Origin of the sequence: Paenibacillus sp. P2(2022) (assembly GCF_029522175.1) — a bacterium.
GTDB classification, from domain to species: Bacteria; Bacillota; Bacilli; order Paenibacillales; family Paenibacillaceae; genus Paenibacillus; species Paenibacillus polymyxa.
The window spans coordinates 70,637-96,312 of the sequence record NZ_JAKWFI010000011.1; the positions used below are offsets into that span (position 1 = coordinate 70,637).

The 25,676-nt window shown below is 49.3% G+C and carries 3 protein-coding genes and 1 rRNA gene; 3 read left to right on the plus strand and 1 reads right to left on the minus strand.

What is annotated here, in order from left to right; translation table 11 throughout:
- Nucleotides 1-63: 63 nt before the first annotated feature.
- Both MMB75_RS26270 and MMB75_RS23370 read left to right on the plus strand, forming a co-directional pair.
- The gene (locus MMB75_RS26270) at nt 64-5,799 is read left to right on the plus strand and encodes a non-ribosomal peptide synthetase (RefSeq protein ID WP_277511161.1); all 5,736 of its coding nucleotides are present in this window, start codon (nt 64-66) and stop codon (nt 5,797-5,799) included.
- On the plus strand, nt 5,691-23,792 hold the full coding sequence (locus MMB75_RS23370) for a non-ribosomal peptide synthase/polyketide synthase (protein WP_277511162.1): 18,102 nt from the start codon (nt 5,691-5,693) through the stop codon (nt 23,790-23,792). The genes MMB75_RS26270 and MMB75_RS23370 overlap by 109 nt, the downstream gene beginning before the upstream one ends.
- A 115-nt stretch (nt 23,793-23,907) precedes the next feature.
- Here the strand turns inward: MMB75_RS23370 and MMB75_RS23375 are convergent, their stop codons facing one another.
- Nucleotides 23,908-24,942 carry an alpha/beta hydrolase gene (locus MMB75_RS23375; protein WP_016818884.1) on the minus strand — a complete coding sequence of 345 codons (1,035 nt, stop codon included), beginning with the start codon at nt 24,940-24,942 and terminating at the stop codon, nt 23,908-23,910.
- Nucleotides 24,943-25,553: 611 nt separating this feature from the next.
- Here MMB75_RS23375 and MMB75_RS23380 point away from each other — a divergent pair.
- Nucleotides 25,554-25,676: ribosomal RNA gene (locus MMB75_RS23380) — 16S ribosomal RNA — on the plus strand; the annotation flags it as partial.

A 25,676-nucleotide genomic window follows, 5' to 3' on the forward strand; every position in this document is an offset into this window, starting at 1 on the left:
GTCCTCCTGACTGCCAAGTGCAGCGGGAGGATATTCACATCACGGAAATAGGAGTGAAATGAGATGAATAACATGCAGTTATTTGATTTAACGAATGCGCAAAAGCGTATATGGTATACCGAATTACTCTATCCAGATACATCCGTGTCACAGCTATCCGGTACAGCCAAGATGAAGGGTCACATCAATATCGCTGCCTTCATGCAGTCCATCAATTTGATTATCAAACAGTATGATGCGTTCCGCATTCGTATTACTTCAGTGGATGGAGTGCCCCAGCAGTATGTCGTTCCTTATGAAGAAAGACAGTTGGAGTGCTTGGATCTTACTCATATCGATAGTATTTCCGAGGTGGAAGCCTTACTTGAGCAGCACAAAAGCAAACCTCTGCCATTGCTGGACTCTGAACTCTTCCAGTTTTTGATTGTGAAGATTAGTGAGGAAGAGTATTGGATTAATATCAAAATGCACCATATTATTTCTGACGGGATCTCTATGGTGGTTTATGGAAATCAACTGACAGCCTTTTATATGGATTTAATTCAAGGAAATGAACCTAAGCTGAGCGATGATTGCTCTTATATTGAATATATTGCAGATGAGAACGCATATGAGCTTTCTGACAGGTACCAAAAGGATAAGGCATACTGGCTGGATAAATTCTCCGATTTGCCTGAACTCACAGGCTGGAAGTCATATAACCCGTTATCGCTAAGTACCCAAGCTGTTCGAGAACATTTTACTGTGCCGGAGACGCTATATAACGAGCTACAGGCATTTTGCCAACAAAATAGGATTTCTCTGTTCCAATTCTTCATGGGTGCGATGTATATCTACATACACAAAGTGACGAATCAGCCGGATGTGGTGATCGGTACCTCGTTCGCTAACCGGGGGAACAAGAAAGAGAAGCAAAAGATCGGTATGTTTGTCAGCACGGCTGCCGCCAGAACATACGTTGACAAGGATGTAGAGGTGTTAAGCTTCCTGCAGGAAGTAGCCAGGGACCAAATGTCAGTCTTGCGGCATCAGAAATATCCATACAATCAGTTAATTCAGGATCTTAGAGAAATGCACGGCAACAAGGATATTCAGCGGCTTTTTGGTGTTTCCATGGAATACCGCCTTATCAACTGGGTTGATTTGGATGACGTGCGCATTTTGACGGATTATGATTTTTGCGGCGATGAAGTGAATGATTTCGTGCTTCATATCGTGGAAATCTTGGATGAAGGCGAGCTTGTACTGGATATCGATTATCGGACAGAGCTGTTCGAACGCAGTGAAGTAACGGACATGGTGTCCCAGTTGCTTACGATCGCCGAGCAGATCATTCATACACCGCAGCTTTCCATTGCAGAAGTAAATCTATTGGGAGAAGCAGAAGAGCAATCCATTCTGGCTCTTTCGGAAGGCGATGTAGTGGATTACCCGCGTGATAAGACCATTCATGGCTTATTCGAGGAACAAGCTGAGCGCACGCCGGACCACGTAGCTGTTCAGATGGGCGAGCAGAGCATTACATACCTAGCTCTAAATGAGCAGGCTAACCAGCTTGCGAGATATTTGCGCACCGAAGGCGTTGGTGCAGATGTACTCGTGGGGATTATGGCGGATCGTTCCCTAGATATGGTCGTCGGCATGTTGGCGGTTTTGAAGGCAGGAGGGGCCTATGTGCCAATTGATCCTGAATATCCTGAAGAACGCATTCGTTACATGCTAGAGGATTCAGGAGTCCGTCTATTGCTCACCCAAAGCCATCTATGGGAGAGTACCACTTTTGACGGAAAGCTTGTGAGTTTGGACGAAGCGGCAACGTATACAGGAGATGCTTCTAATCTGGAGAGCATTTCGGGACCGAGCCATTTGGCCTATGTTATCTACACATCGGGTACAACTGGCAAGCCGAAGGGAACGCTGATCGAGCACAAAAATGTAGTTCGTCTGCTCTTTAACGATAACAATTTATTTGATTTCAGTTCCCATGATACATGGACTCTATTCCATTCGTTCTGCTTCGATTTCTCTGTTTGGGAGATGTATGGGGCGCTTCTTTACGGAGGAAAACTGGTAATTGTCCCATCCCTTACAGCTAAAAGCCCGGCAGCCTTCCTGGAGCTGTTGAAAGACAATCGAGTCACCATTTTAAACCAAACGCCGACATATTTTTATCAGGTGATACAGGAAGAATTGGCACAATCGTCCACAGAACTTAGCCTTAGAAAAATTATTTTTGGCGGAGAGGCTTTGAGCCCATCTCTTCTGAAAAACTGGCGGGCAAAGTATCCTGATGTGCAGCTGATTAATATGTACGGAATTACGGAAACGACGGTTCATGTCACTTACAAGGAAATCACAGAACATGAGATAGAAGCAGGCAAAAGCAATATTGGTAGAACCATTCCAACGCTTAGCGCTTATATTTTTGATGAGCACAGACGCTTGCAGCCTGTCGGGGTTCCGGGAGAGCTATACATTGCGGGGGATGGTCTTGCCCGTGGGTATTTGAACCGGCCAGATTTGACGGCTGAGAAATTTGTAGAACATCCGTATCGAGCGGGAGAACGCCTGTACCGAACTGGGGACCTGGCTCGCTGGTTGCCTGACGGCAATATTGAATATTTGGGCCGGATCGATCATCAGGTCAAAATTCGCGGCTACCGAATTGAGCTGGGCGAGGTCGAAGCCCAAATTCTCAAAGCTCCGGGCGTACGGGAAACGATTGTCCTCGCCCGGGACGACGAACAGGGACAAAAATTGCTGTGCGCCTACTATGTAGCCTCCAGCGATCTTTCGCCAGGGGAATTGCGGTCTCAGCTGGCAACGGAATTACCAGCTTACATGATTCCCTCTTATTTTGTTCGGTTGGAGCAAATGCCGCTTACACCTAATGGCAAGCTGGATCGCCGCGCGTTGCCGGCTCCTGAGGGTAGCGTACAATCCGGCGAGGATTATCTGGCTCCAAGAACTGCAGTGGAAGCACAACTGGTGCTTATTTGGCAGGATATCCTGGGAGCCGCCCGCGTTGGCGTCCACGATAATTTCTTTGAGATCGGTGGTCACTCTTTGCGGGCAACATTGCTCGTTACGCGGATTCGCAAAGAGCTGGGATGCAGCATTTCGCTGCGTGAAGTATTTCAATCGCCTACGGTTGAATCCCTGGCGCGACTGGTGAAGGAACGCATTCCAACCGTGTACGAGTCCATTCCACAGGCTGAAGAAAGCGAAGCATACCCAGTGTCCTCAGCGCAAAAGCGGTTATACGTGCTGAGACAGATGGATGGGGGAGAGCTCAGCTACAATATGCCAGGTGCCTTCACCGTGGACGGACCGTTGGATCGCGTGCGGCTGGAGTCTGCGTTCAAGGCACTGATCCAGCGCCATGAATCGCTGAGAACCGGCTTTTATATGCAGGATGGAGAGCTTGTTCAGCATGTGCATAAGGATGTTCCGTTCACGTTGGGCTACACAGAGGCTTCAGCGGAGGAGACGGATACGCTCATTCACAGCTTTACCCGTGCCTTTGATCTGAGCCAGGCTCCATTGCTTCGTGTTAGCTTAGTGAAGCTGCAGGAGGAGCGTCATCTGTTGCTGTTTGATATGCACCACATCATTTCAGATGGGGTTTCCATTCAAATACTAGTGGAGGAACTCACGCAATTATATCAAGGAGAACAACTACCAGAACTGCATATTCAATACAAGGATTATGCGGTATGGCAACGGGAACAGTCGGAAAGAGAATGGCAAGACCTTGAAGCGTATTGGCTGCAAACCTTTGAAGGAGAGTTGCCGGTATTGGATTTGCCTACGGACTTCCAGCGCCCTTCGGTTCGGAGCTTCGAGGGTAGCCGTATTGATTTTACATTGGACGAGTCTGGCAATAAGGCGATACAAGAGCTTGCATCCCGTACAGGTACTACACTGTATATGGTATTGCTGGCCGCTTATTCGGTGCTGCTGCACAAATATACAGGGCAGAAGGACATCGTCGTAGGTTCTCCAGTAGCCGGCAGACCACAAGCGGAGCTTGAGGGCATCATTGGTATGTTTGTCAATACACTGGCTTTGCGCAGCTACCCGGCAGGAGAAAAAACCTTTCAGGATTATCTTCTGGAAGTCAAGGAAACAGCACTCAAGGCGTTCGAGCATCAGGATTACCCTTTTGAAAAATTGGTCGAAAAACTGGGCGTAGGACGTGATGTCAGCCGCAATCCGCTCTTTGACACCCTGTTGGTATTGCAAAATACGGAGCAGGAAGAGCAAGACATGGATGGCGTGCACTTTACTCCTTACCCGATGGACACCGTCACAGCCAAATTTGACCTGTCCCTTAATGTAGAGGAGAAAGACGCAGAACTAGCCTTTGGCCTTGAGTATAGTACGGCTTTGTATCGGCGAGAAACTGTAGAGCGACTGGCCACGCACTTGCTTCGGGTTCTGCATGCAGTCGCGGCCAATCCTCAGTTGCAACTGGCTGAGATTGAAATGATTACACCGGAGGAGAAAGTACAGATCATTGAAGTATTCAACGCGACAGCTACTCCTTATCCAAGGGATAAGACCATTCATGCATTGTTCGCGGAACAAGTCAAGCATACACCGGAGCAGACGGCGTTGGTATTCGGCGATGTCCGGTTAACATACCTTGAGTTGGAAGACAAGGCGAGCCGCTTGGCCCAAACACTGCGTCGTTTGGGGACGCTAAGGGAGCAACCGGTGGCTATTATGGGCGGACGGAGTATCGAGATGGTGGTTGGTATGCTTGCCGTGCTTCAGGCTGGTGGAGCCTATGTGCCGATCGATCCTGATTACCCAGAAGATCGGGTTCGTTATATGCTCGAAGATTCCGATGCCAAGCTACTACTGGTACAAAAGGGCGAGCTTATAAATGTAGACTACGGTATACCGATTGTTGACCTCAGCAGTGAAGAGGCTTATGCGTCTGATCCTGTCCAAGCTGAGGAGACAGTTCAGGGACCACAGGGACTCGCTTATGTGATCTATACCTCGGGTACGACAGGTAGACCGAAGGGCGTTATGGTTGAACATCGGAACGTGGTCCGTCTGGTCAAAGAAACCAATTATGTGGAGCTGAACGAATCCACGCGAATTTTGCAGACAGGAGCCGTGGCCTTCGATGCCTCGACCTTTGAGATATGGGGAGCGTTGCTTAACGGCGGACAGCTTTATTTCGTAGAGAACGACGATATCCTGATTGCCGATCGGCTCAAAGCAGCTATTGCCAAATACGGAATTACGACCATGTGGCTTACTTCACCGCTTTTCAATCAGCTTTCACTGCAGGACGAGTACCTGTTCAGAGGACTGAAAGCATTGCTGGTAGGTGGTGACGTACTGTCCATATCTCATATAAACCGTGTCATTGAGGCTAATCCTGATCTTGTCCCTATCAATGGCTATGGTCCGACAGAGAATACGACCTTCTCCACCACCTACAAGATTCCGGGTCGTGTTGAAGGGGGCGTGCCGATTGGGCGCCCGATCAGTAACTCGACCGCTTATGTAGTCAATGGATCGCTGCAATTACAGCCCATTGGTGCTTGGGGCGAGCTGATCGTCGGCGGTGAAGGTGTAGCGCGCGGATACCTCAATCGTCCTGACCTCACAGCAGAAAATTTGTCCCTAGTCCTGTTAAGGAAGGGGAACGCTGCTACCGAACTGGTGATTTGGTTCGCTGGCTTCCAGATGGGAACCTGGAGTTTAAGGGAAGAATTGATGAGCAGGTCAAAATACGCGGTTACCGTATCGAACTCCCCGAAATCGAGGCTCAATTAGCCAAGGTGGAGTCAGTAGTTGAAGCCGTAGTCGTCGTTCGCGCGGATGAGCTTGGAGAGAAGCAGCTTTGCGCTTATTATGTGGCAGATCGTACACTCACGGCAGGCGAAGTACGCCTTGCTCTATCGCAGGTACTTCCGGGCTATATGATGCCATCCTACTTTATCCAGATGGATCGTATGCCATTAACGTCAAACGGAAAAGTAGACCGCAGGTCTCTGCCAGCTCCGCAAGTAGGTGCGCATACAGGACGGAAGTATACAGCTCCTCGTACACCGGCTGAAGAAGCTTTGGCGTCTGTCTGGCAAGGGGTGCTGGGTGCCGAACAGGTGGGTATCCATGACAATTTCTTTGAATTGGGCGGAGATTCCATCAAGGCCATTCAGGTGTCGTCACGGTTGCTGCAGGCTGGCTATCGGTTAGAGATGAAGCAACTGTTCAAGTCCCCGACCATTGCCGAGCTAGGTGCAGAAATACAAACGGCTGTGCATATGGCTGAACAGGGAGTTGTGCGCGGAGCGGCTCGCTTGACTCCAGTCCAACAGTGGTTCTTTGGGCGGAAACAGGCAGAGCCTCATCACTTCAATCAAGCGGTCATGCTGTATCGTGAACAGGGATTTGAGGAAAAGGCCTTGCATCATGTGCTGAGAAAATTGGCTGAGCACCATGACGCCCTTCGCATGATTTTTCGGCAGACCGAGCATGGCTACGAAGCTTGGAACCGTGATCTTGGAGAAGGAGAGCTGTATAGCCTGATCACTGCTGATTTACGGAGCGAATCTAATCCGGTTGCAGCCATTACAACGCTGTCGGATGACATCCAGCGCAGCATCAATCTGGCAGAAGGTCCACTGATGAAGTTAGGGCTTTTCCATTGTCAGGATGGAGACCACCTTCTGATCGTGATCCATCATTTAGTGGTGGACGGAGTATCCTGGCGGATTTTGTTCGAGGACTTCGCAGCAGGCTATGAACAGGTGATCCAAGGACAAGCACTGACCTTTCCGCAGAAAACGGATTCCTTCCGTGATTGGGGAGACGCTATTGCCCGTTATTCGGAAGGACCAGAAATCGAGGTGCATCGGGCGTATTGGAGCAAGCTTGGGGATCAGCCACTCGAGCAGTTGCCGAAGGATGAGGCTGTGGAAAGCCTTTTATTACAGGATAGCGAAGTGGTGACAGCACAATGGACGGTAGAAGAAACCGATCAACTGCTGAGAAAAGCCCATCGTGCTTACCAAACGGAGACGAACGATCTGCTATTGACTGCTCTAGGCATGGCGGTATCCAAATGGTCTGGTATTGGTAAGATCGCTGTGAATCTTGAGGGGCACGGTCGTGAGCCGATTATACCGAATATCGATATTACCCGTACTGTTGGCTGGTTTACAAGCCAATACCCAGTCATTTTAGACTTGGGAAATGATCTTGAGTTGTCAGCCTTAATCAAATCAGTGAAAGAAGAGCTGCGCCGTATTCCGAATAAAGGTATCGGATATGGGTTGCTCAAAACGATGGCGAGTCAGGAGGACGCAGACAGTTTCAATTTGCAGCCTGAAATTTCTTTTAACTATCTGGGGCAGTTTGATCAGGATTTGCAAGGAAGCTCGTTGCAGGTTTCTCCTTATCCGACCGGAAGCCCGCAAAGCCTGTTGGGAGAGCCAGCCTATACGCTAGATATTAATGGCATGGTGACAGACGGAGCCTTGACTCTGACGATGAGTTATAACGGAAAACAGTATAAGTCATCTACAATGAAACAGCTCGCTGGATATATTGAAGAAAGCCTACGGCAGCTTCTTCAGCATTGTGCAACCCAGGAAAAAACTGTATTGACACCAAGCGATGTGCTTGCCAAGGGGCTGAGCATTGCTGATCTGGAGGAGCTTTCGAGGCAGACCAGCCACATAGGCGATATTGAGAATGTATACAGCCTGACGCCGATGCAGAAGGGCATGCTGTTTCATGATATGTTCGAGCCGCATACAGGTGCTTATTTTGAGCAGGCCGCCTTTGACTTTAAGGGTAGTTTTGATCCGACCGCTTTCGGACACAGTCTGGATGCAGTGGTGGAGCGTCATGCCATTCTGCGCACGAACTTCTACAGTGGTTGGGGCAGTGAGCCTTTACAAGTCGTATTTCGGCACAGAGGCGCCAAACTGGTGTATGAAGACCTGCGTGAGATGAATGCACCGCAGCGTGAAGCTTACCTAAAGACATTTGCCGCTGAGGACAAAGCACAGGGCTTCAACCTGTCTGAAGATGAGCTTCTCCGTGTATCGATTTTGCAAACAGATGAAGAGAGCTTCCGTCTCTTGTGGAGCTTTCACCACATCGTCATGGATGGATGGTGTGTTCCATTAATTACACAGGAGGTGTTTGAACACTATTTTGCCCTCCTGGAAGGAAGAGAGCCTCAGCTGGCAGAGGTCCAGCCGTATAGCCGATATATTGAATGGCTGGAACAGCAGGATGAAGCAGCTGCGGCCGACTATTGGAGCCGATATCTGGCCGGTTATGAGCAACAGACGCTTTTACCTCAAGTCGGTGGAGCAGTCAAAGGAGAAGGCTATGTAGCAGAAAAGCTGAACTATCCTGTCAGCAGGGAATTGACTGAACGTCTGGAAAAGGTGGCCAGAGATGCTCATGTCACGATGAATATATTGCTGCAGTCCATCTGGGGCGTTGCGCTTCAACGCTATAACGGTAGTCGGGATGTTGTATACGGAAGTGTAGTGTCAGGCAGACCGGCTGAAATTCCGGGAATTGACCGGATGATCGGTTTGTTCATTAATACAATTCCAGTTCGTGTGAAGACGGAAGAACATCTCCCCTTCACAGTCCTGATGAAGCAACAGCAGGAGCAATATATGGCTTCTCATATGTATGACACCTACCCGTTGTTTGAAATTCAGGCTCAGACGGACCAAAAGCAGGATCTAATCTCACATATTATGGTATTTGAGAATTATCCTGTGGAAGAGGAAGTAGAGCGTCTAGGAGATGGCGAGGCTGCCTTTGAGATTGAGGAAGCGGAGCTTCTTGAACAAACGAATTACGATTTTAACTTAATTGTTCTACCGGGCAAAGAGATGAGATTGTTGTTCCAATACAATGCGCTTGTCTATGATCCATCCACGATTGAACAAATCAAGGGTCACTTGTTTCACCTCATGGAACAAATTGTGGAGAATCCAGCGATTTCCGTGGACGCTCTGGAATTGGTTACGCCGCAGGAGAGAGAGCAGATTCTGAACGTATGGGGAGAAACGGAAGCCAGCTCCAAACACCGTACCACGTTTCACGGGCTGTTGGAGGAACAGGCGGCTCGAACGCCGGACGCGACTGCCATTCTGTTTGAGAACGAGATGCTGACCTATGCCGAGCTGAACGCAAAAGCCAATGGATTGGCGAGAAGACTGCGTGCTGAGGGAATCAAGACGGGAGACCTGGTGGGGCTGCTTGTTGAACGGTCAACGGATATGATCGTTGGGATGTACGGCATTATGAAAGCCGGGGGCGCCTACGTTCCAATGGATCCAGAGTATCCGAAAGAGCGAATCAACTACATGCTCGAAGATTCGGGGACGAAGATGATCCTTGCCCAAGCGCATCTTTTGGAGCATATAGACTGGATGGGAAATGTCCTGTTGCTGGAAGAACCGTCGACCTATGATGCCGATGAATCGAATTTGAAGGATACGGCCAACTCTGATGACCTGGCTTACGTGATCTATACTTCGGGCACGACGGGTCAGCCTAAGGGCGTATTAGTGGAACACCGCGGACTACGAAATCTGTCGGACGTATATCGGGGACTCTTCGAAGTTACACCGCAGGATCGGATCGTTCAGTTTGCAAGTCTGTCGTTCGATGCATCGGTTTCCGAGATTATAACGGCACTGAGCCACGGGGCTACTCTATGCATTCCTTCTACGCAAGATATTTTAGATCATGCCCTGTTCGAGCAGTTCATGAACAGCAAGGCAATTACGATAGCGACTCTGCCACCAGCTTACATTATTCACCTTGAGCCGGAGCGCCTGCCAGCACTGCGATGCCTGCTAACCGCCGGATCGGCCACATCGGTCGAGTTGATCGAAAAATGGAGGAAGCACGTACAGTACTTCAATGGCTATGGCCCAACAGAGGATTCTGTATGCACCACAATGTGGACGGTCCCGGACAGTGAAGAAACGATGGAACGGGTGTCCATTGGACAACCCATTGCTAACCATCGTGTGTATATCTTGGATGACCATTTCAGAGTGCTGCCTGTCGGCGTAGCTGGAGAGCTATGCATTTCAGGTATCGGGTTAGCCCGGGGCTATCATAACCAGCCTGCGTTAATGGATGAGAAGTTCGTGGACAATCCGTTTACTCCAGGAGAGCGTATGTATCGGACGGGTGATTTGGTTCGTTGGTTACCAGATGGAACTATCGAGTACTTAGGCCGAATAGATCACCAAGTCAAAATTCGTGGCTATCGGATCGAGCTGGGCGAGGTCGAAGCACACATGCTCAGAGTGCCGTTCGTTCAGGAAGTCGTGGCCTTGGCTGTGGAAAGTGAGGATGGCTACAAAGATCTAGTCGCTTACTTTGTAGCTGCTCAGAAGCTTGAGGTATCGGAGCTCCGGGCAGTTCTGTCGGAGATGTTACCTGGATATATGATCCCTTCCCGCTTCGTACAACTGGAGGACATGCCTCTGACGTCGAACGGAAAAATAGATCGAAAAGCGCTGCAGGGAGAGCAAGGATGGGCAGTTGCTTCATCTGAGGCTCCACAGACACCTGTAGAAATTCAATTAGCCGAAATCTGGCAAGAGGTGCTGGGTGTAGAGAGCGCGGGAGTAAAGGATAATTTCTTCCATTTTGGAGGCCATTCACTGCGTGCAGCTCTGCTAGTCTCACGAATTCGTAAGGAGATGAACCGCGAGATTAGCCTAAGAGAAGTGTTCGAGTCGCCTACCATTGAAGGCTTGGCTCGTGCCATTGAGGGCTATACACCGCTGAATTTTGAAGAAATTCCTACAGCGGGAGCGCGAGAGCACTACCCATTGTCCTCAGCCCAAAAACGGCTGTTTATCCTTAGCCAGCTGGAAGGCGGAGAGCTGAGCTACAATATGCCAGGTATTCTTACGGTTGAGGGAGCCCTGAATCGGGAACGACTGGAGCAGGCATTCCGTCGTCTGATTCATCGTCATGGTTCACTGCGCACCCGTTTTGTGACTGTTAACGGTGAACCTGTACAGCAGATCCTACCGGATGTTCCGTTTACGGTGGAATATGCGGAGTTGAGCGAGACAGAGGCAGAAGCTGCCCTTCAGCAGTTTGTTCATCCTTTTGACCTTGGCGAAGCACCATTGCTGCGGGTAGGTCTCATTCGAATTGCACACGAGCGCCATTTACTGTTGTTCGATATGCATCATATTGTCTCGGATGGGGTTTCTATGAATATTCTCATAGAAGAGTTCCTTCACTTCTACCAAGAAGAGGACGTATTGCCTGCGTTGCAGATCCAGTACACAGACTATGCGGTATGGCAGCAAGAGCAGCTCGGAAGCGAGCGTCTAAAAGCCCAGGAAGCTTACTGGCTGGATGCATTCCGCGGAAGCTTGCCAGTGCTGGATTTGCCAGTAGATGAAGTTCGTCCTGCGGTACGAAGCTTTGCGGGAGATCGGATTGACTTCCAGATTGATGCTTCTCTGAGCGCTTCACTCCAGGAGCTGGCTACCCGAACAGGTTCTACGCTGTTCATGGTGCTGCTGGCAGCCTATACGACGCTCTTGCACAAGTACACGGGGCAGGAAGATGTCATTGTCGGTTCACCAGTGGCGGGAAGATCCCATGCCACACTCGAGGGCCTTATCGGTATGTTCGTAGGCACAGTGGCACTGCGTACTTATCCAGAGGGCGAAAAGTCCTTCGAGGCTTACTTGAAGGAAGTGAAGGAAACAGCACTGCGGGCCTATGAAAACCAGGATTATCCGTTCGAGGAGCTGGTAGAGAAGCTGGAGCTTCAGCGTGACCTGAGTCGTAACCCACTATTTGATACTATGTTTGTTCTGCAAAATATCGAGCAGGGAGAACAAGAAATAGAGGGATTGCGTTTCACTCCTTACGATCAGGCCCATCCTGCTGCCAAGTTCGACCTCACGCTGACAGTGAGTGAAGCGGATGGGGCATTGAACTGCACGTTGGAATACGCGACTGCAATCTACAAGCGGGAGACCGCTGAGCGGATGGCAGGCCACTTTGTACAGCTTATTCAGGAAGCTATCGCCAATCCGGGATTGTCGTTGTCATCCCTTGATATCGTGACACCGCAGGAAAAGTCGATGCTGATGAAAGATGCAGACGAAGCCAAAGCAGATTATCCTCGTGACCAAACGATTCATGCACTGTTCGAGGAACAGGCTGTCCGTAATCCGGATGCAGTAGCGGTCGTATGTGAAGAGGCAACCTTGTCCTATAGCGAGCTGAATGAGCGGGCCAATGGACTTGCCAGAACGCTCCGCGAGCGTGGTCTGCAACCAGACGGTTTGGTTGGAATCATGGCGGATCGTTCCCTTGAAATGGTCGTCGGGATTTTGGCCATCTTGAAGGCAGGCGGGGCTTATGTCCCTGTCGACCCTGAATATCCAGAGGACCGCATTCGCTTTATGCTTGAGGATTCGGGAGCCAAGCTGCTGCTGACACAAGCGCATCTGGAGACACGTATCTCCTTCACCGGGGACATCGTTAATCTGGACGAGGCGGCTTCCTACAAGGAAGATGTCTCAAATCTGGAGCCTACGGCTGGACCGAATCATCTTGCCTACGTTATCTACACATCGGGTACGACAGGCAAGCCAAAGGGAACGCTGATCGAGCACAAAAATGTAGTCCGCTTGCTCTTTAATGATAAAAATATGTTTGATTTCGGTCCTCAGGATACGTGGACGCTGTTCCATTCATTCTGTTTCGACTTCTCCGTATGGGAGATGTACGGGGCATTGCTGAACGGAGGTCGTCTAGTCATCGTTCCATCGCTTACTGCGAAGAGCCCAGAGCGTTTCTTGCAGTTGCTTAAGGACCAGAAGGTTACCGTGTTGAACCAGACGCCAACATACTTCTATCAGTTACTACAAGAAGAACTTAGTCATCGCGCGGCAGAATTGAGTCTTCGCATGATTATCTTCGGCGGGGAGGCATTAAGCCCGGCCTTGCTCAAGGACTGGAGAGCGAAATATCCGCAAGTACAGCTCATCAACATGTATGGCATCACGGAAACGACCGTGCATGTAACGTATAAGGAAATTACGGAACTGGAAATTGAACAGGGCCGCAGCAATATCGGTATTCCGATTCCGACACTACGTGCGTACATTCTGGATGAACAACGCCGTCCACAACCGATTGGCATTCCGGGTGAACTCTATGTGGCGGGCGAAGGCCTGGCGCGTGGCTACCTGAACCGACCGGAATTGACGGCAGAGAAGTTTGTAGCTCATCCGTTTGAAGCGGGCGAGCGCATGTACCGCTCAGGTGACTTGGCACGCTGGTTGCCGGATGGCAGCATGGAGTATTTGGGACGGATTGACCATCAGGTTAAAATCCGGGGTTACCGTATCGAACTGGGAGAAGTGGAGGCGAAGTTGCTCCATGCTCCGTCTGTGAGGGAGGCCGTTGTGCTTGCCCGGGAGGATGGAAGTGGACAAAAAGTACTGGTGGGCTATTTCACTGCCGATCAGATGCTGACAGTAGGCGAATTGAGAAAAGCCTTGGCTGCTGAGCTGCCGGCTTATATGATTCCGTCTTACTTCATGCAATTGGAACAGATGCCGTTGACACCAAATGGTAAGCTGGATCGCAAAGCACTTCCAGCTCCTGAGACCAATGTGCAGACTGGAGCGGTTTATGAAGCGCCGAGGAACGCAGCTGAGGAAGCTTTGGCTTCTGTATGGCAAGGTGTGTTAGGAGCACAGCAGGTCGGCATCCATGATCACTTCTTCGATCTGGGTGGTGACTCCATCAAGGCGATTCAGGTGTCCTCTAGATTGTTCCAATTAGGATATAAATTAGAGATGAAGGATCTCTTCAAATATCCGACAATTGCTGAGCTAAGCCCGTATCTTCAAGTAGCCGGACGCACAGCAGAGCAGGGTGAAATCAAAGGTGCAGCGGAGTTAATGCCAATTCAGCGCTGGTTCTTTGAACGTCACACAGCGGAGCCACATCATTACAATCATGCTGTCATGCTCCATCGGAAAGACGGCTTTGATGAGGCTGCACTCCGGTTGACAATGGACCAAGTTGCGATTCATCATGACGCGCTACGTATGGTTTTCCGGTCTACAGAAGCTGGATATGCAGCTTGGAATCGGGGAATTGACGAAGGCGAACGCTACACATTGGACATCGTCGATATGAGACAGGTAGAAGACCAGGCAGCTGCTGTTCAAGCCCAGGCCGATGCCATCCAGGCAAGCTTCCACTTGGAAGACGGCCCTCTGTTCAAGCTAGGCTTGTTCCATTGTAATGATGGCGATCATTTGTTGATTGTCATTCATCACCTCTTGGTTGACGGCGTATCCTGGCGCATCCTGTTTGAAGACATTGCAACAGGATACGAGCAGGCGTTGAATGGACAAGCGATTGTTCTTCCGCAAAAGACCGATTCGTATCTTGTATGGTCCGAGCAAGCGGCGAAATATGCAGCAGGCCCTGCCCTGGACGAGGAACGTTCATACTGGCAGCAGATTGAGGAGACGATGCTGGCTCCACTGCCAAAGGATGAGGATCAGGAACCGGGCACCATTCGGGATACCGAGTCGGTTACGGTAACGTGGTCTGCTGAAGAAACGGACCTGCTGTTGCGACAAGCAAACCGGGCTTATCATACGGAGACGAATGATTTGCTCTTGACTGCGCTGGGAGCAGCTATTCAGCGCTGGACAGGCATGGAACAGATTTTGGTTAACCTTGAAGGGCATGGCCGGGAAATGATCGTACCAGATCTGGATATTACCCGTACCGTGGGCTGGTTCACCACCCAATACCCTGTTCTGCTGAACGTGCAAGGTGGGCAGGAAGTATCTGCCCAAATCAAGCGCATCAAGGAGAATTTGCGAGAGGTTCCGCACAAAGGCATCGGCTACGGTTTGCTGAAGTATATGGCACCGGAAAAAGGTACTCGATTCAGCGTAGAACCGGAAGTTTCCTTCAACTACCTTGGACAGTTTGATCAGGATTTGGAAGGCAATGCTCTTAGCTTGTCTACACATTCAGTCGGTAAGGCGCTCAGTGATCACACACCACAGCAATATGCTCTGGATGTGAATGGCATGATTGCCGAAGGCCAGCTATCACTGACGATTACGTACAGCAACAGGCAGTACCGTAAGGAGACGGTAAGTCATTTTGCTGAATTATTACAGTCGAGTCTTAGCGAGGTCATCCAGCATTGTGTGACTCAGGAGCGTTCGCAGCTTACGCCGAGTGATGTTCTGTTCCAAGGACTGACCCTGGAGCAGCTTGATCGACTCACAGCCCAAACGGCCCATATTGGAGAGATTGAGGATGTGTACAAGCTAACGGCAATGCAGAAGGGCATGCTCTTCCACAGCTTGCTGGAGCCGGACTCCTCTTCATACTTTGAGCAGGCAACGTTTGAGCTACGTGGCAGCTTCGATGTAGATATCTTCTTCGAGAGCTTCCAGGCTTTGGCGCAACGACATGCCATATTGCGTACCGGCTTTTACAACAATATCGCTGATGTACCGCTGCAAGTTGTCTTTAAGCAACGGCCAATCCCTCTAAACTACGTAGATTTGCGTGCCGGTACGTTGCAGGAGCAAGAAGCCCAAATTCAGGCTTACACTACTGAAGATATGGCTAAGGGATTCAGCTTGTCAGAAGATCCGCTGATGCGAGTGACTGTTTTGCAAAAGGAACAAAGCTGCCTTGTATTGTGGAGCTTCCATCATATTGTCATGGATGGCTGGTGCATCCCGATTATTACACAGGAGCTGTTCGATTATTATTCTGCCCTGCGTCAGCAAGTACAGCCTGTACTACCACCGGCTCAGCCCTACAGCCGTTATATAGAATGGCTTGATGCACAGGACGATCAAGAGTCTTCAACATATTGGAGCCAATATCTCGAAGACTATGACGGTAATACTGTATTGCCGGAAGCTAAAACGAAATCTCAAGCTAAAGTAGAGGGTTACGTTCTGAATGAGCATGTTCTCCATTTGGGCGCGTCCTTGACCCATAAAATGGATGTTGTCGCGAAGCGCAATCATGTGACCGTCAACACACTCATGCAGACAGCCTGGGGCCTGATTCTCCAACATTACAATGCCAGCTCGGATGTTGTTTTCGGTGGCGTTGTATCAGGTAGACCTGCAGAGATTGCAGGGATCGAGAATATGGTGGGTCTGTTTATTAATACAGTACCTATCCGCGTACAGTCATCCAAAGACGAGGCCTTTGTCGAGGTGATGAAACGTACACAGGCACATTCGTTGGCTGGTCGTGCCTACGACACCTATCCGCTGTATGAGATTCAGGGGAAAACAAGCCAAAAGCAAGACCTGATTTCTCATATTATGATCTTTGAAAATTATCCGCTCGACGAACAGGTAGAACAGTCGGGTAATCACACAGAGGACAATCTCGAAGTCGCCAACTTCGCCATGTTTGAGCAAACCAACTATGACTTTAACCTCGTTGTCATTCCAGGCGAGGACATTAAGGTCTGCATTCGCTACAATGCTTCGGTCTACGAGCAAGAAAGCATTGCGCGAATCGGAGGACATTTGTTGCAAATGCTCGATCAGGTAGCTACTCGTCCGCAAGCGACGATACAGGAGCTGGAGATTGTAACACCGGAGGAACGGACGAAGCTGCTTGACTGGGGTGGCAAGGCTCATGCCTATCCAAGTGATCAGGGTCTGCATACCTTGTTTGAGGAACAGGTTGTCCGTACGCCAGATAAGATCGCAGCAGTAAGCGGCGATATCCAGATCACGTATCGGGAGTTGAACGAGCGGGCGAACAGACTGGCTTCGACCTTGATAGACCAGGGACTGCGGAGTGAACAAGTAGTGGGTCTGTTGGCGGATCGGTCAGTGGAACTGCTGGTTGCCATCATGGGTGTACTCAAAGCAGGCGGAGCCTATGTACCTATTGATCCTGAATATCCGCAGGAGCGGATTCAGTATATTCTGAAGGACTCCGGCGCTGAGATTCTGCTCACACAGAGCCACCTGACGAAGCTGGCCTCCTTTGAGGGAATGGTTATGGAATTGGATTCTCCGCACATCTACGGAACCGGAGTGGATAATCCTAATATTCCTGTAAGAGGAAACGACTTAGTGTATTTAATCTATACCTCAGGTACAACAGGGAATCCGAAGGGAACCATGATTAACCATAAAGGGATCGTGAACTACATCTGGTGGGCCAATAAGGTCTATTGTGCAGGGCAACCAACGGACTTCCCGCTGTACTCATCCATTTCGTTTGACTTGACGATGACATCAATGTTTACTCCGTTAATAAACGGAGGAATAGTACGGATTTATGATGGTATAGATAAGGCAGAGGTCGTTCAGCATATTTTGCGCGAAAATGCGGTCGATATTCTCAAGCTGACGCCGACGCATCTCAGTCTCATAAAAGACATGACCATTCCAGCGGAGAGTCGTATTCAGCAGCTTATTGTGGGTGGAGAGAATCTGACCACGCATTTGTCCAAAACGATTACCGATCTCTTTGGCGGCAACATCAAAATTTACAATGAATACGGCCCAACCGAAACCGTCGTTGGCTGCATGATTCACCTGTACGATCCTGCGAAGGATACACGGGAATCCGTACCGATTGGATTGCCGTCCGACAACATATACATTCATATCCTGGATGAACAGCTTCGTCTTGTACCGTTAGGTGTGGAGGGCGAAATGTACATCGCCGGGGACGGAGTAGCCCGTGGATACCTGAATCGTCCGGATCTTACCGCAGAAAAATTCATTAGGGATCCGTTCGCTGCGGAAGGAAATATGTATCGGACCGGAGATTTGGCTCGTCGCCTTCCTAATGGAGACATTGAGTACATTGGGCGTATTGACCATCAAGTTAAAATACGGGGCTATCGTATTGAGCTTGGTGAGATTGAGGCCAAGTTGCTGGATATGCCACTTGTGGAGGAAGCTCTCGTTGTTGCGTGGGCAGACGCCAATGGACAGAAGTCTCTATGTGCTTACTTTGTAGCTGATCGGGAAATGTCTGTCAGCGAGCTGAGAAATGAACTGTCTGCCGAACTGCCTGCATATATGATTCCGTCTTACTTTGTCCAAATGGACGTAATGCCTTTGACACCAAATGGCAAGCTGGATCGTAAGGCACTGCCTGAACCAAACTTGGGTGTGAAAGCAGGAGCCGCCTTTGCTGCTCCGCGGACGGATGTGGAGAATATTTTGGCTTCGATTTGGCAAGGTGTGCTCGGCGTACCGCTTGTTGGCATACATGATAATTTCTTCGAACTTGGAGGCGACTCGATCAAATCAATTCAGGTTTCATCAAGACTTCTCCACGCAGGCTACAAACTGGAAATGAAGAATTTATTCAGCTATCCAACAATTGCGGAACTGGCTCAGCGTGTTAGCGCAGTCAGCCGAATTGCAGATCAGGGCGAGGTACACGGAACGGTAAAACTGGGACCTGCCCAGCGCAGATTTTTCGAAGAGCAGTCAAAGGATCTACATCACTTTAATCAGTCGGTCATGCTGTACCGACGCGAAGGCTTTAATACCGATGCGCTCGCCAAGGTTATTCAAAAAATTGCAGAACACCATGATGCGCTGCGACTGGTATTCCGCCAAGGAGAGCACGGAGTAGAAGCGTGGAACCGCAGTTTGGGCGAAGGTGAGCTGTATAGCCTCCAAATCCACGATTTGCAGGATGAAAAAGACCCGGCTTTGGCAATAGAAGCTGGTGCAGAAGCCATTCAGCGCAGCATCTCTCTGGAGGATGGGCCTCTCTTTAGACTAGGTTTGTTCCGCTGTGCGGAAGGCGAACATTTGTTGATCGTTATTCATCATTTGGCTGTGGATGGCGTATCCTGGCGTATTCTCTTTGAGGACTTGCAGGAAGGCTACGAACAAGCAGCACGTGGAGAAGCGGTCAAGCTCCCACAAAAGACAGATTCGTACCGTGCATGGGTTGATGGGATTACGCAATATGCCAACAGCCCGGCGGCTGAACAAGAACGTAGTTTTTGGGCAGAGGTAGAAGGAGAGGGATTTGCCCTTCTTCCAAAAGACAAGGTAGACGGCGCTCTTCTCATAAAAGACACCGAGGCTGTTACGGTAACATGGTCGCCAGAAGAGACAGAGCAGTTCCTGAAAGAGGCGAATCGCGCTTACAATACGGAAGTTAACGATCTGCTCTTGACGGCCCTAGGTATGGCTGTTCACGAGTGGACAGGGATCGAACGTGTAGGCATCGTGCTCGAAGGACATGGACGGGAGCCTGTTGTACCGGAATTAGATATCACTCGCACAATAGGCTGGTTTACAAGTCAGTATCCTGTCGCCCTTGAGATGGGAGGCGAAATGGAGATCGGCGCCAGAATCAAGCGTATTAAGGAAGGCCTGCGTCGTATCCCGAACAAAGGTGTAGGATATGGTATTTTGAAATATTTGAGTGACGTATCCACTGGCTCCTCCTTCTCGGCAGAACCGGAGATTACCTTCAACTACCTGGGGCAGTTTGACCAGGATCTTGCAGAAGGAACGATGGAGGTGTCCCCTTACTCGGCAGGGTCTGAGGTCAGTGAGGAGATGGTGCAGCATCAGGCCTTGAATATTAATGGACTGATTACCGAAGGACAGCTTCAGCTTTCGGTCAGCTATAACCATCAACAATTCCATGTGGATTCGGTAGAAAAGTTTGCCGGTATCTTGAAGGAACGTCTCAGTGAAGTCATTGGACACTGTGCACGCAAGGATAGAACCGAGCTTACACCAAGCGATGTACTCCTCAACGATATCAGCTTGGAGGAAATCGAGGAGCTGGAAGAGCAGACACGGCACATCGGTAGCATTGAAAATGTGTATAAACTGACACCGATGCAAAAGGGAATGCTGTTCCACAGCTTGCTGGAGCCTCATTCAGAGGTCTACTTTGAGCAGGCCACATTTGAAATTCAGGGAGTATTCTATCCTGAGGATTTCAAACGCAGCTTACAGCATCTGATGAAACGGCATGCCATACTGAGAACGAATTTCCATGCTGGATGGGGCGACTTCCCTATACAGATTGTGTTCAAAGAAAGAGCATGCGATTTCGTATACGAGGAATTGCATGAGCTGGAACCGGGCGAAATGGAAACGCGTCTTGCAGCTTATATGGACCAGGACAAAGCGAGAGGTTTTGATCTGACGAATGAAGCCTTGCTGCGTGTTGCTATTCTACGTACTGCAAAAGAGCATTACCATCTGTTGTGGAGCTCTCATCACATCATTTTGGATGGCTGGTGTATGCCTCTTGTGCTCCAGGAAGTGTTTGAAACGTACGGAGCTCTGCGTGAGCAAAGGGAACCTGAACTTCCTGTAGCAGCATCGTACAGCCAGTACATTCAATGGTTAGAGAAACAAGGCGAGGAAGAGGCATCCTCCTACTGGAGAGGGTATCTGGAAGGCTACGAGCAGCAGACGAAGCTGCCACAGGCCGTCACACAGCCATCGGTAAAAGCAGAAGCCTACGTGTCGGAGAAGCTGGTATTCACATTGGATGCGGAATTGACCGAGCGCCTGGAACAAGTGGCCAAACAGCATCAAGTGACGATGAACACGCTGATGCAAGCTGCTTGGGGAATCGTATTGCAACGCTACAATAGAAGCCAGGATGTCGTCTTCGGAAGTGTGGTTTCGGGGAGACCTGCCGAGATTCCAGGCATCGAAAGCATGATCGGTCTCTTCATTAATACAGTTCCAGTTCGAGTTCAGGCCGAAGGAAGCGAAACGTTCTCTCATGTGATGAAGAGACAGCAGGAATTATATTTGGCTGGGCATGCTTATGATTCCTATCCGCTCTATGAGATTCAGGCACAGAGCGAACAAAAGCAAGATTTGATTTCCCATATCATGGTATTTGAGAATTACCCGGTAGAAGAGCATCTGGAAGAGAAAATTGCCAATGATGAGGCTGAATACAAAATTACGGATGTTCAGATGTTTGAACAGACAAATTATGATTTTAACCTCATTGTGCTGCCGGGACGTAGTCTGGAGTTCTTGTATCGTTACAATGCCCGTGTCTATGACCGGGAGAGCGTGGAACGGATTCAAGGGCACTTGACGAAAATTCTGACAAGCGTATCTGTACAACCTGCTATCCGTATTGATGAGCTGGAGCTGATAACGCCAGAAGAGAAATCACAAATTATAGAGGTATGGGGAGACACAGCAGCTCCTTATCCGCGTGAGAAGACCCTTCACGGCATATTTGAGGAAAAAGCTGCACTCACACCGGATCATACAGCACTTATTTTCGGCGAAACGGAGCTTACCTACGGAGAACTTCATCAGCAGGCCAACCGCCTCGCACGTACGCTGCGTGCGCAAGGGGTCAGACCAGATCAGCCAGTCGGCATCATGGTCGAGCGTTCGCTTGAGATGATCATAGGTATCCATGCCATTCTAAAAGCGGGCGGCGCTTATGTTCCGATTGATCCGGAATTCCCTGAGGATCGTATTCACCACATGCTGGAGGATTCGGGAGCGAAGCTTCTGCTGACGAAGAGCCATCTCAAGGATCGTTTCCCATTCACTGGCACGATCCTGGCACTGGATGATCCGCAGGCGTATCATGCGGATGACTCCAATCTGGAGCCAATTGCAGGACCAGAACATCTGGCGTATATCATTTACACGTCGGGTTCAACCGGCAAGCCGAAAGGTGTAATGATTGAGCATCGCTCCGCCGTCCATACACTGAGCCAGTTGGAAGCTGAATATCCGATGTTGGCGGGTGACCGATTCCTGCTCAAAACGACATTCACCTTTGATTTCTCCGTGCCAGAGCTGTTCTGCTGGTTCTTTGGACAGGGGACGCTTGTGATCCTGCCGCAGGGCGTGGACAAAGATCCGGTCGCACTGCTGGAGGCTGTGGATGCGAACCGAATCACGCATCTTAATTTGGTACCTTCGATGCTCAGCGTGCTCGTTCAATATTTGAAGGAAAGCAGTACCCAAGGATTCCTTACTCTGAAATATCTGTTTGCCTGCGGCGAGACGCTGCCTGCCAAACTTGTGGAAGAGTACTATAAAGTGTCTCCTTATGCCGTACTGGAGAACATCTACGGTCCTACGGAGGCTGCTGTATATGCGACTCGATATACAACGAGTCGTGAGACTGCGACTCTAACGCATGTGCCTATCGGCAAACCGTACGCTAACGTCCAAGTATGGATGATGGATAGCGCTTCTCAGGTATCACCAGTAGGTGTGCCGGGGGAACTCTGCATTGCAGGTGAAGGGGTAGCGAGAGGGTATTTCAATCAGCCGGAACTGACGGCAGAGAAGTTCATTCCTCATCCGTACAAGTCGGGTGAACGGATTTACCGTACGGGCGATTTGGCTCGGTGGTTGCCTGACGGGAATATTGAGTACTTGGGACGGATTGATCACCAGGTAAAAATCCGCGGTTACCGCATTGAGCTGGGAGAAGTGGAAGCACAAATTCTGAAGGTACCATCGGTGCAGGAAGCGGTTGTTCTAGCACTGGCTGACTCCAGTGGAAGTACTCAGCTTTGCGCATACTTTGTGGCCGGGGAAGGGCTCGCAGCCGGCGTTCTACGCGAGGCACTGGGCAGCGAGCTGCCAAGCTATATGATTCCGTCTGCTTTCGTACAGCTCGCACAAATGCCGCTGAATCCAAATGGTAAATTGGATCGCAAAGCGCTACCGGCACCAGAAACCCTTCTGCGGAGCACAGCCGAGTATATTGCGCCGCGTACGCAGACAGAAGTAGAGCTCGCACAGATTTGGTCCGAGGTGCTCGGCGTACAGGAAATCGGGATCAGGGATCAATTCTTCGAACTTGGCGGTCATTCCCTGAAAGTATTGGGCTTGATCCAAAGGATCTCGTCCAGTATGGGTGTTCATCTCCCACTTCAAGCCGTATTTAATCTGCCGACTGTGGAAGAAATGGCGCATGAAATTTTCAAGCTGCAGGCAACAACTGCTGCCGATGAACAAGAAATGGAAATTATCCACTTCCCAGGAAAAGGAGCGCTTAAAGTATTTTGCTTCCCTCCTCGGGTAGGTCACTCTCTGGGGTACTATGAGATGGCCAAGGAGCTGGATGGGCTTTGCGAGGTGTACGGGATGGAATTTATCGGCGACCGTTTCCAGGGTCAAGATATGTTGGATCGATACATCGATGCCATCGTAGATATTCAAGCAGAGGGTCCATATATATTCTTGGGATACTCACTTGGAGGAAATCTTGCCTTTGAGGTAGCTAAAGCCATGGAAAGCCGAGGTTACCATGTTGGGGACATTATTATGGTAGATGCTATGAGAAAGATGTCCAAGGATGAATCGACACCTGAGGAGCTTGAAGAGATTGTCGAGACGGTGCTGGACAGCATTAGGGAGCAGTACAAAGCATTCCTGGCCGATCCAGCCGACAGGGAGCGAGTCATGGACAAAATGTTGGTTTACTCCAGCTACCGCGATGAGCTTATTAACGCAGGTGAAGTTCATGCGAATATCCATGCTATGATTGCAGAGGATGATAGTGTTGGTCCGGATACATCATTAGATAAATTGTTATGGCAACAGGCAACACTTGGCCAATACAAAGAATACGGGGTCATCGGAACGCACGATGTGCTGCTTGATTCCGGTTTTGTTGGGGAGAATGCTAAAGTACTGAGACAGATACTTGGTAAAATTGCAGAAGCCTCATCTAAAAACAAGCCTATTTTGTCTTAATATCAATCAACCAGAATAGTAGTGGGCAACAAAGACGCCCGGGTTCCTTTATAAAGGAGGGACCCGGGCGTCCTTTTTATTTTATGAAATCCGCAACATGCAGAGAGTAGTGCCCTTAATGATCAGTGTTTGTTTTAGCAATGGTTGACCGAGAATAATGGATATTGGAGATGAGATCACGGATGACTTGAATGACGAGCTCAGGTTGATCATGGATAATCATATGTTCGCTCTTTTTGGCGACAATAAGCTTGCTGTTGTTAGAGATGTGGAGCATCTCGCGCTGCCCGATTTGCCAGCTTTGTTCGATCTGATCATTTCCACGCTTACTTATACCGAACTGAGTCAAATTTTGCTGAATGCCTCGGGCAATTACGCGTACAGGGAGGTTGCCCAAATGCTGGCCGCGTATGGCATCTTCGGTAGTGCTCGCCAGATCACCCTCCTCGGCAACAGAGCGAAAGTACTTGGGGGAAGCAACAATGTTCACGAAAGATTTTCTATCTCGATACTCCACCCGACCGTTTAGCATTAAGTTGGGGAACAGACGAAAAGCCCCCGATCTTTCTAGGAGAATGGATATGAGCGGCGAGGGATTAACCTTAGGCCGTTCTTTGGCATAGATCTTATTTGTCCGCCGGGCATCATTCTCAGGCCTAGCATCCACCAGAACCAATCCTGCGACTTCGTCTCTGTACGTCTGTGCATAGAGTCTTGAGTACATCCCCCCGAGGGAATGGCCTACAAGGATATATGGAGCTTGGATGTCTGCATTTTTTAGAGCGGTATGAAGCTCCCGAACGATGTTTTCGCCGGTACGTGGAGTATTTGCCTCTTCGCTCCATGCATAGCCTGCCCGATCATAGGATACAACGGTGGCAAAGGATGATAGCTTCTCGGGAATATCTCTCCAAGAAAGGCTACTTTCCCCGCTCCCTGATTCAAGCACTATCGTTGGAGAGCCGGCACCCATTTTATGAATATGGAGACGATAACCTCCAGCGTCGACCATTCTCCCCAGAGGAGGATGTTGCGACTTATCATGTTTGGATGCAATCCACTCATACACAAATCCAGAGATAACGACAAGCAGTAAGCAAGAGATAACCCAAAACACAACTTTCGTCCAGGTCAGCCTTCGTTGTTTCATATAACATCTACTCCTCTATAAGGTCATTATTCAATTCACAAAATCTATTTCATATGAGGTAAAATTGCTTTGGTGTGGTTGGGCCATGATGAACTTTCATGTAAACATTAAGTTGGAGTTCTGTAGTATCTACCTATTCACTATTAAAGGCTGGGGGGAATGGCGCGGGCGTTCCTTATCATTTATACCCATCCTTTGTTTGTCAAATCATCAATATTAAAGAAAAAATGAATATACAATCTAGTAACCATTTGAACAAAAGCCTAGGGCCCAGCTACAAACATATAGGTGTGAAAACAATTTAATAAAAAAGCTTGCATTTAAAAATTCAGAATGATATACTCTAATTCCGGCCAAGAAGACATAGTGGTTGCGAGCGAGAGATACAAAAAAACGTTTTAAAAAATGCTTGCAAAGTTGGTTTGGAAGTGATATGATATAAGAGTTGATGAGGCGATGAGTTGATTCAACGAAAGAAATGTTTGATCTTTGAAAACTGAACAACGAGTGAGTAAATTGATTTTGTTTGCAAAATCAAACAAAGAGATATTTTATCTCGTCAGTTTCAAAATGAGCTAATCGCTCTTTCTATAACCAACTTTGGTTGGTCTTTAATGGAGAGTTTGATCCTGGCTCAGGACGAACGCTGGCGGCGTGCCTAATACATGCAAGTCGAGCGGGGTTAATTAGAAGCTTGCTTCTAATTAACCTAGCGGCGGACGGGTGAGTAACAC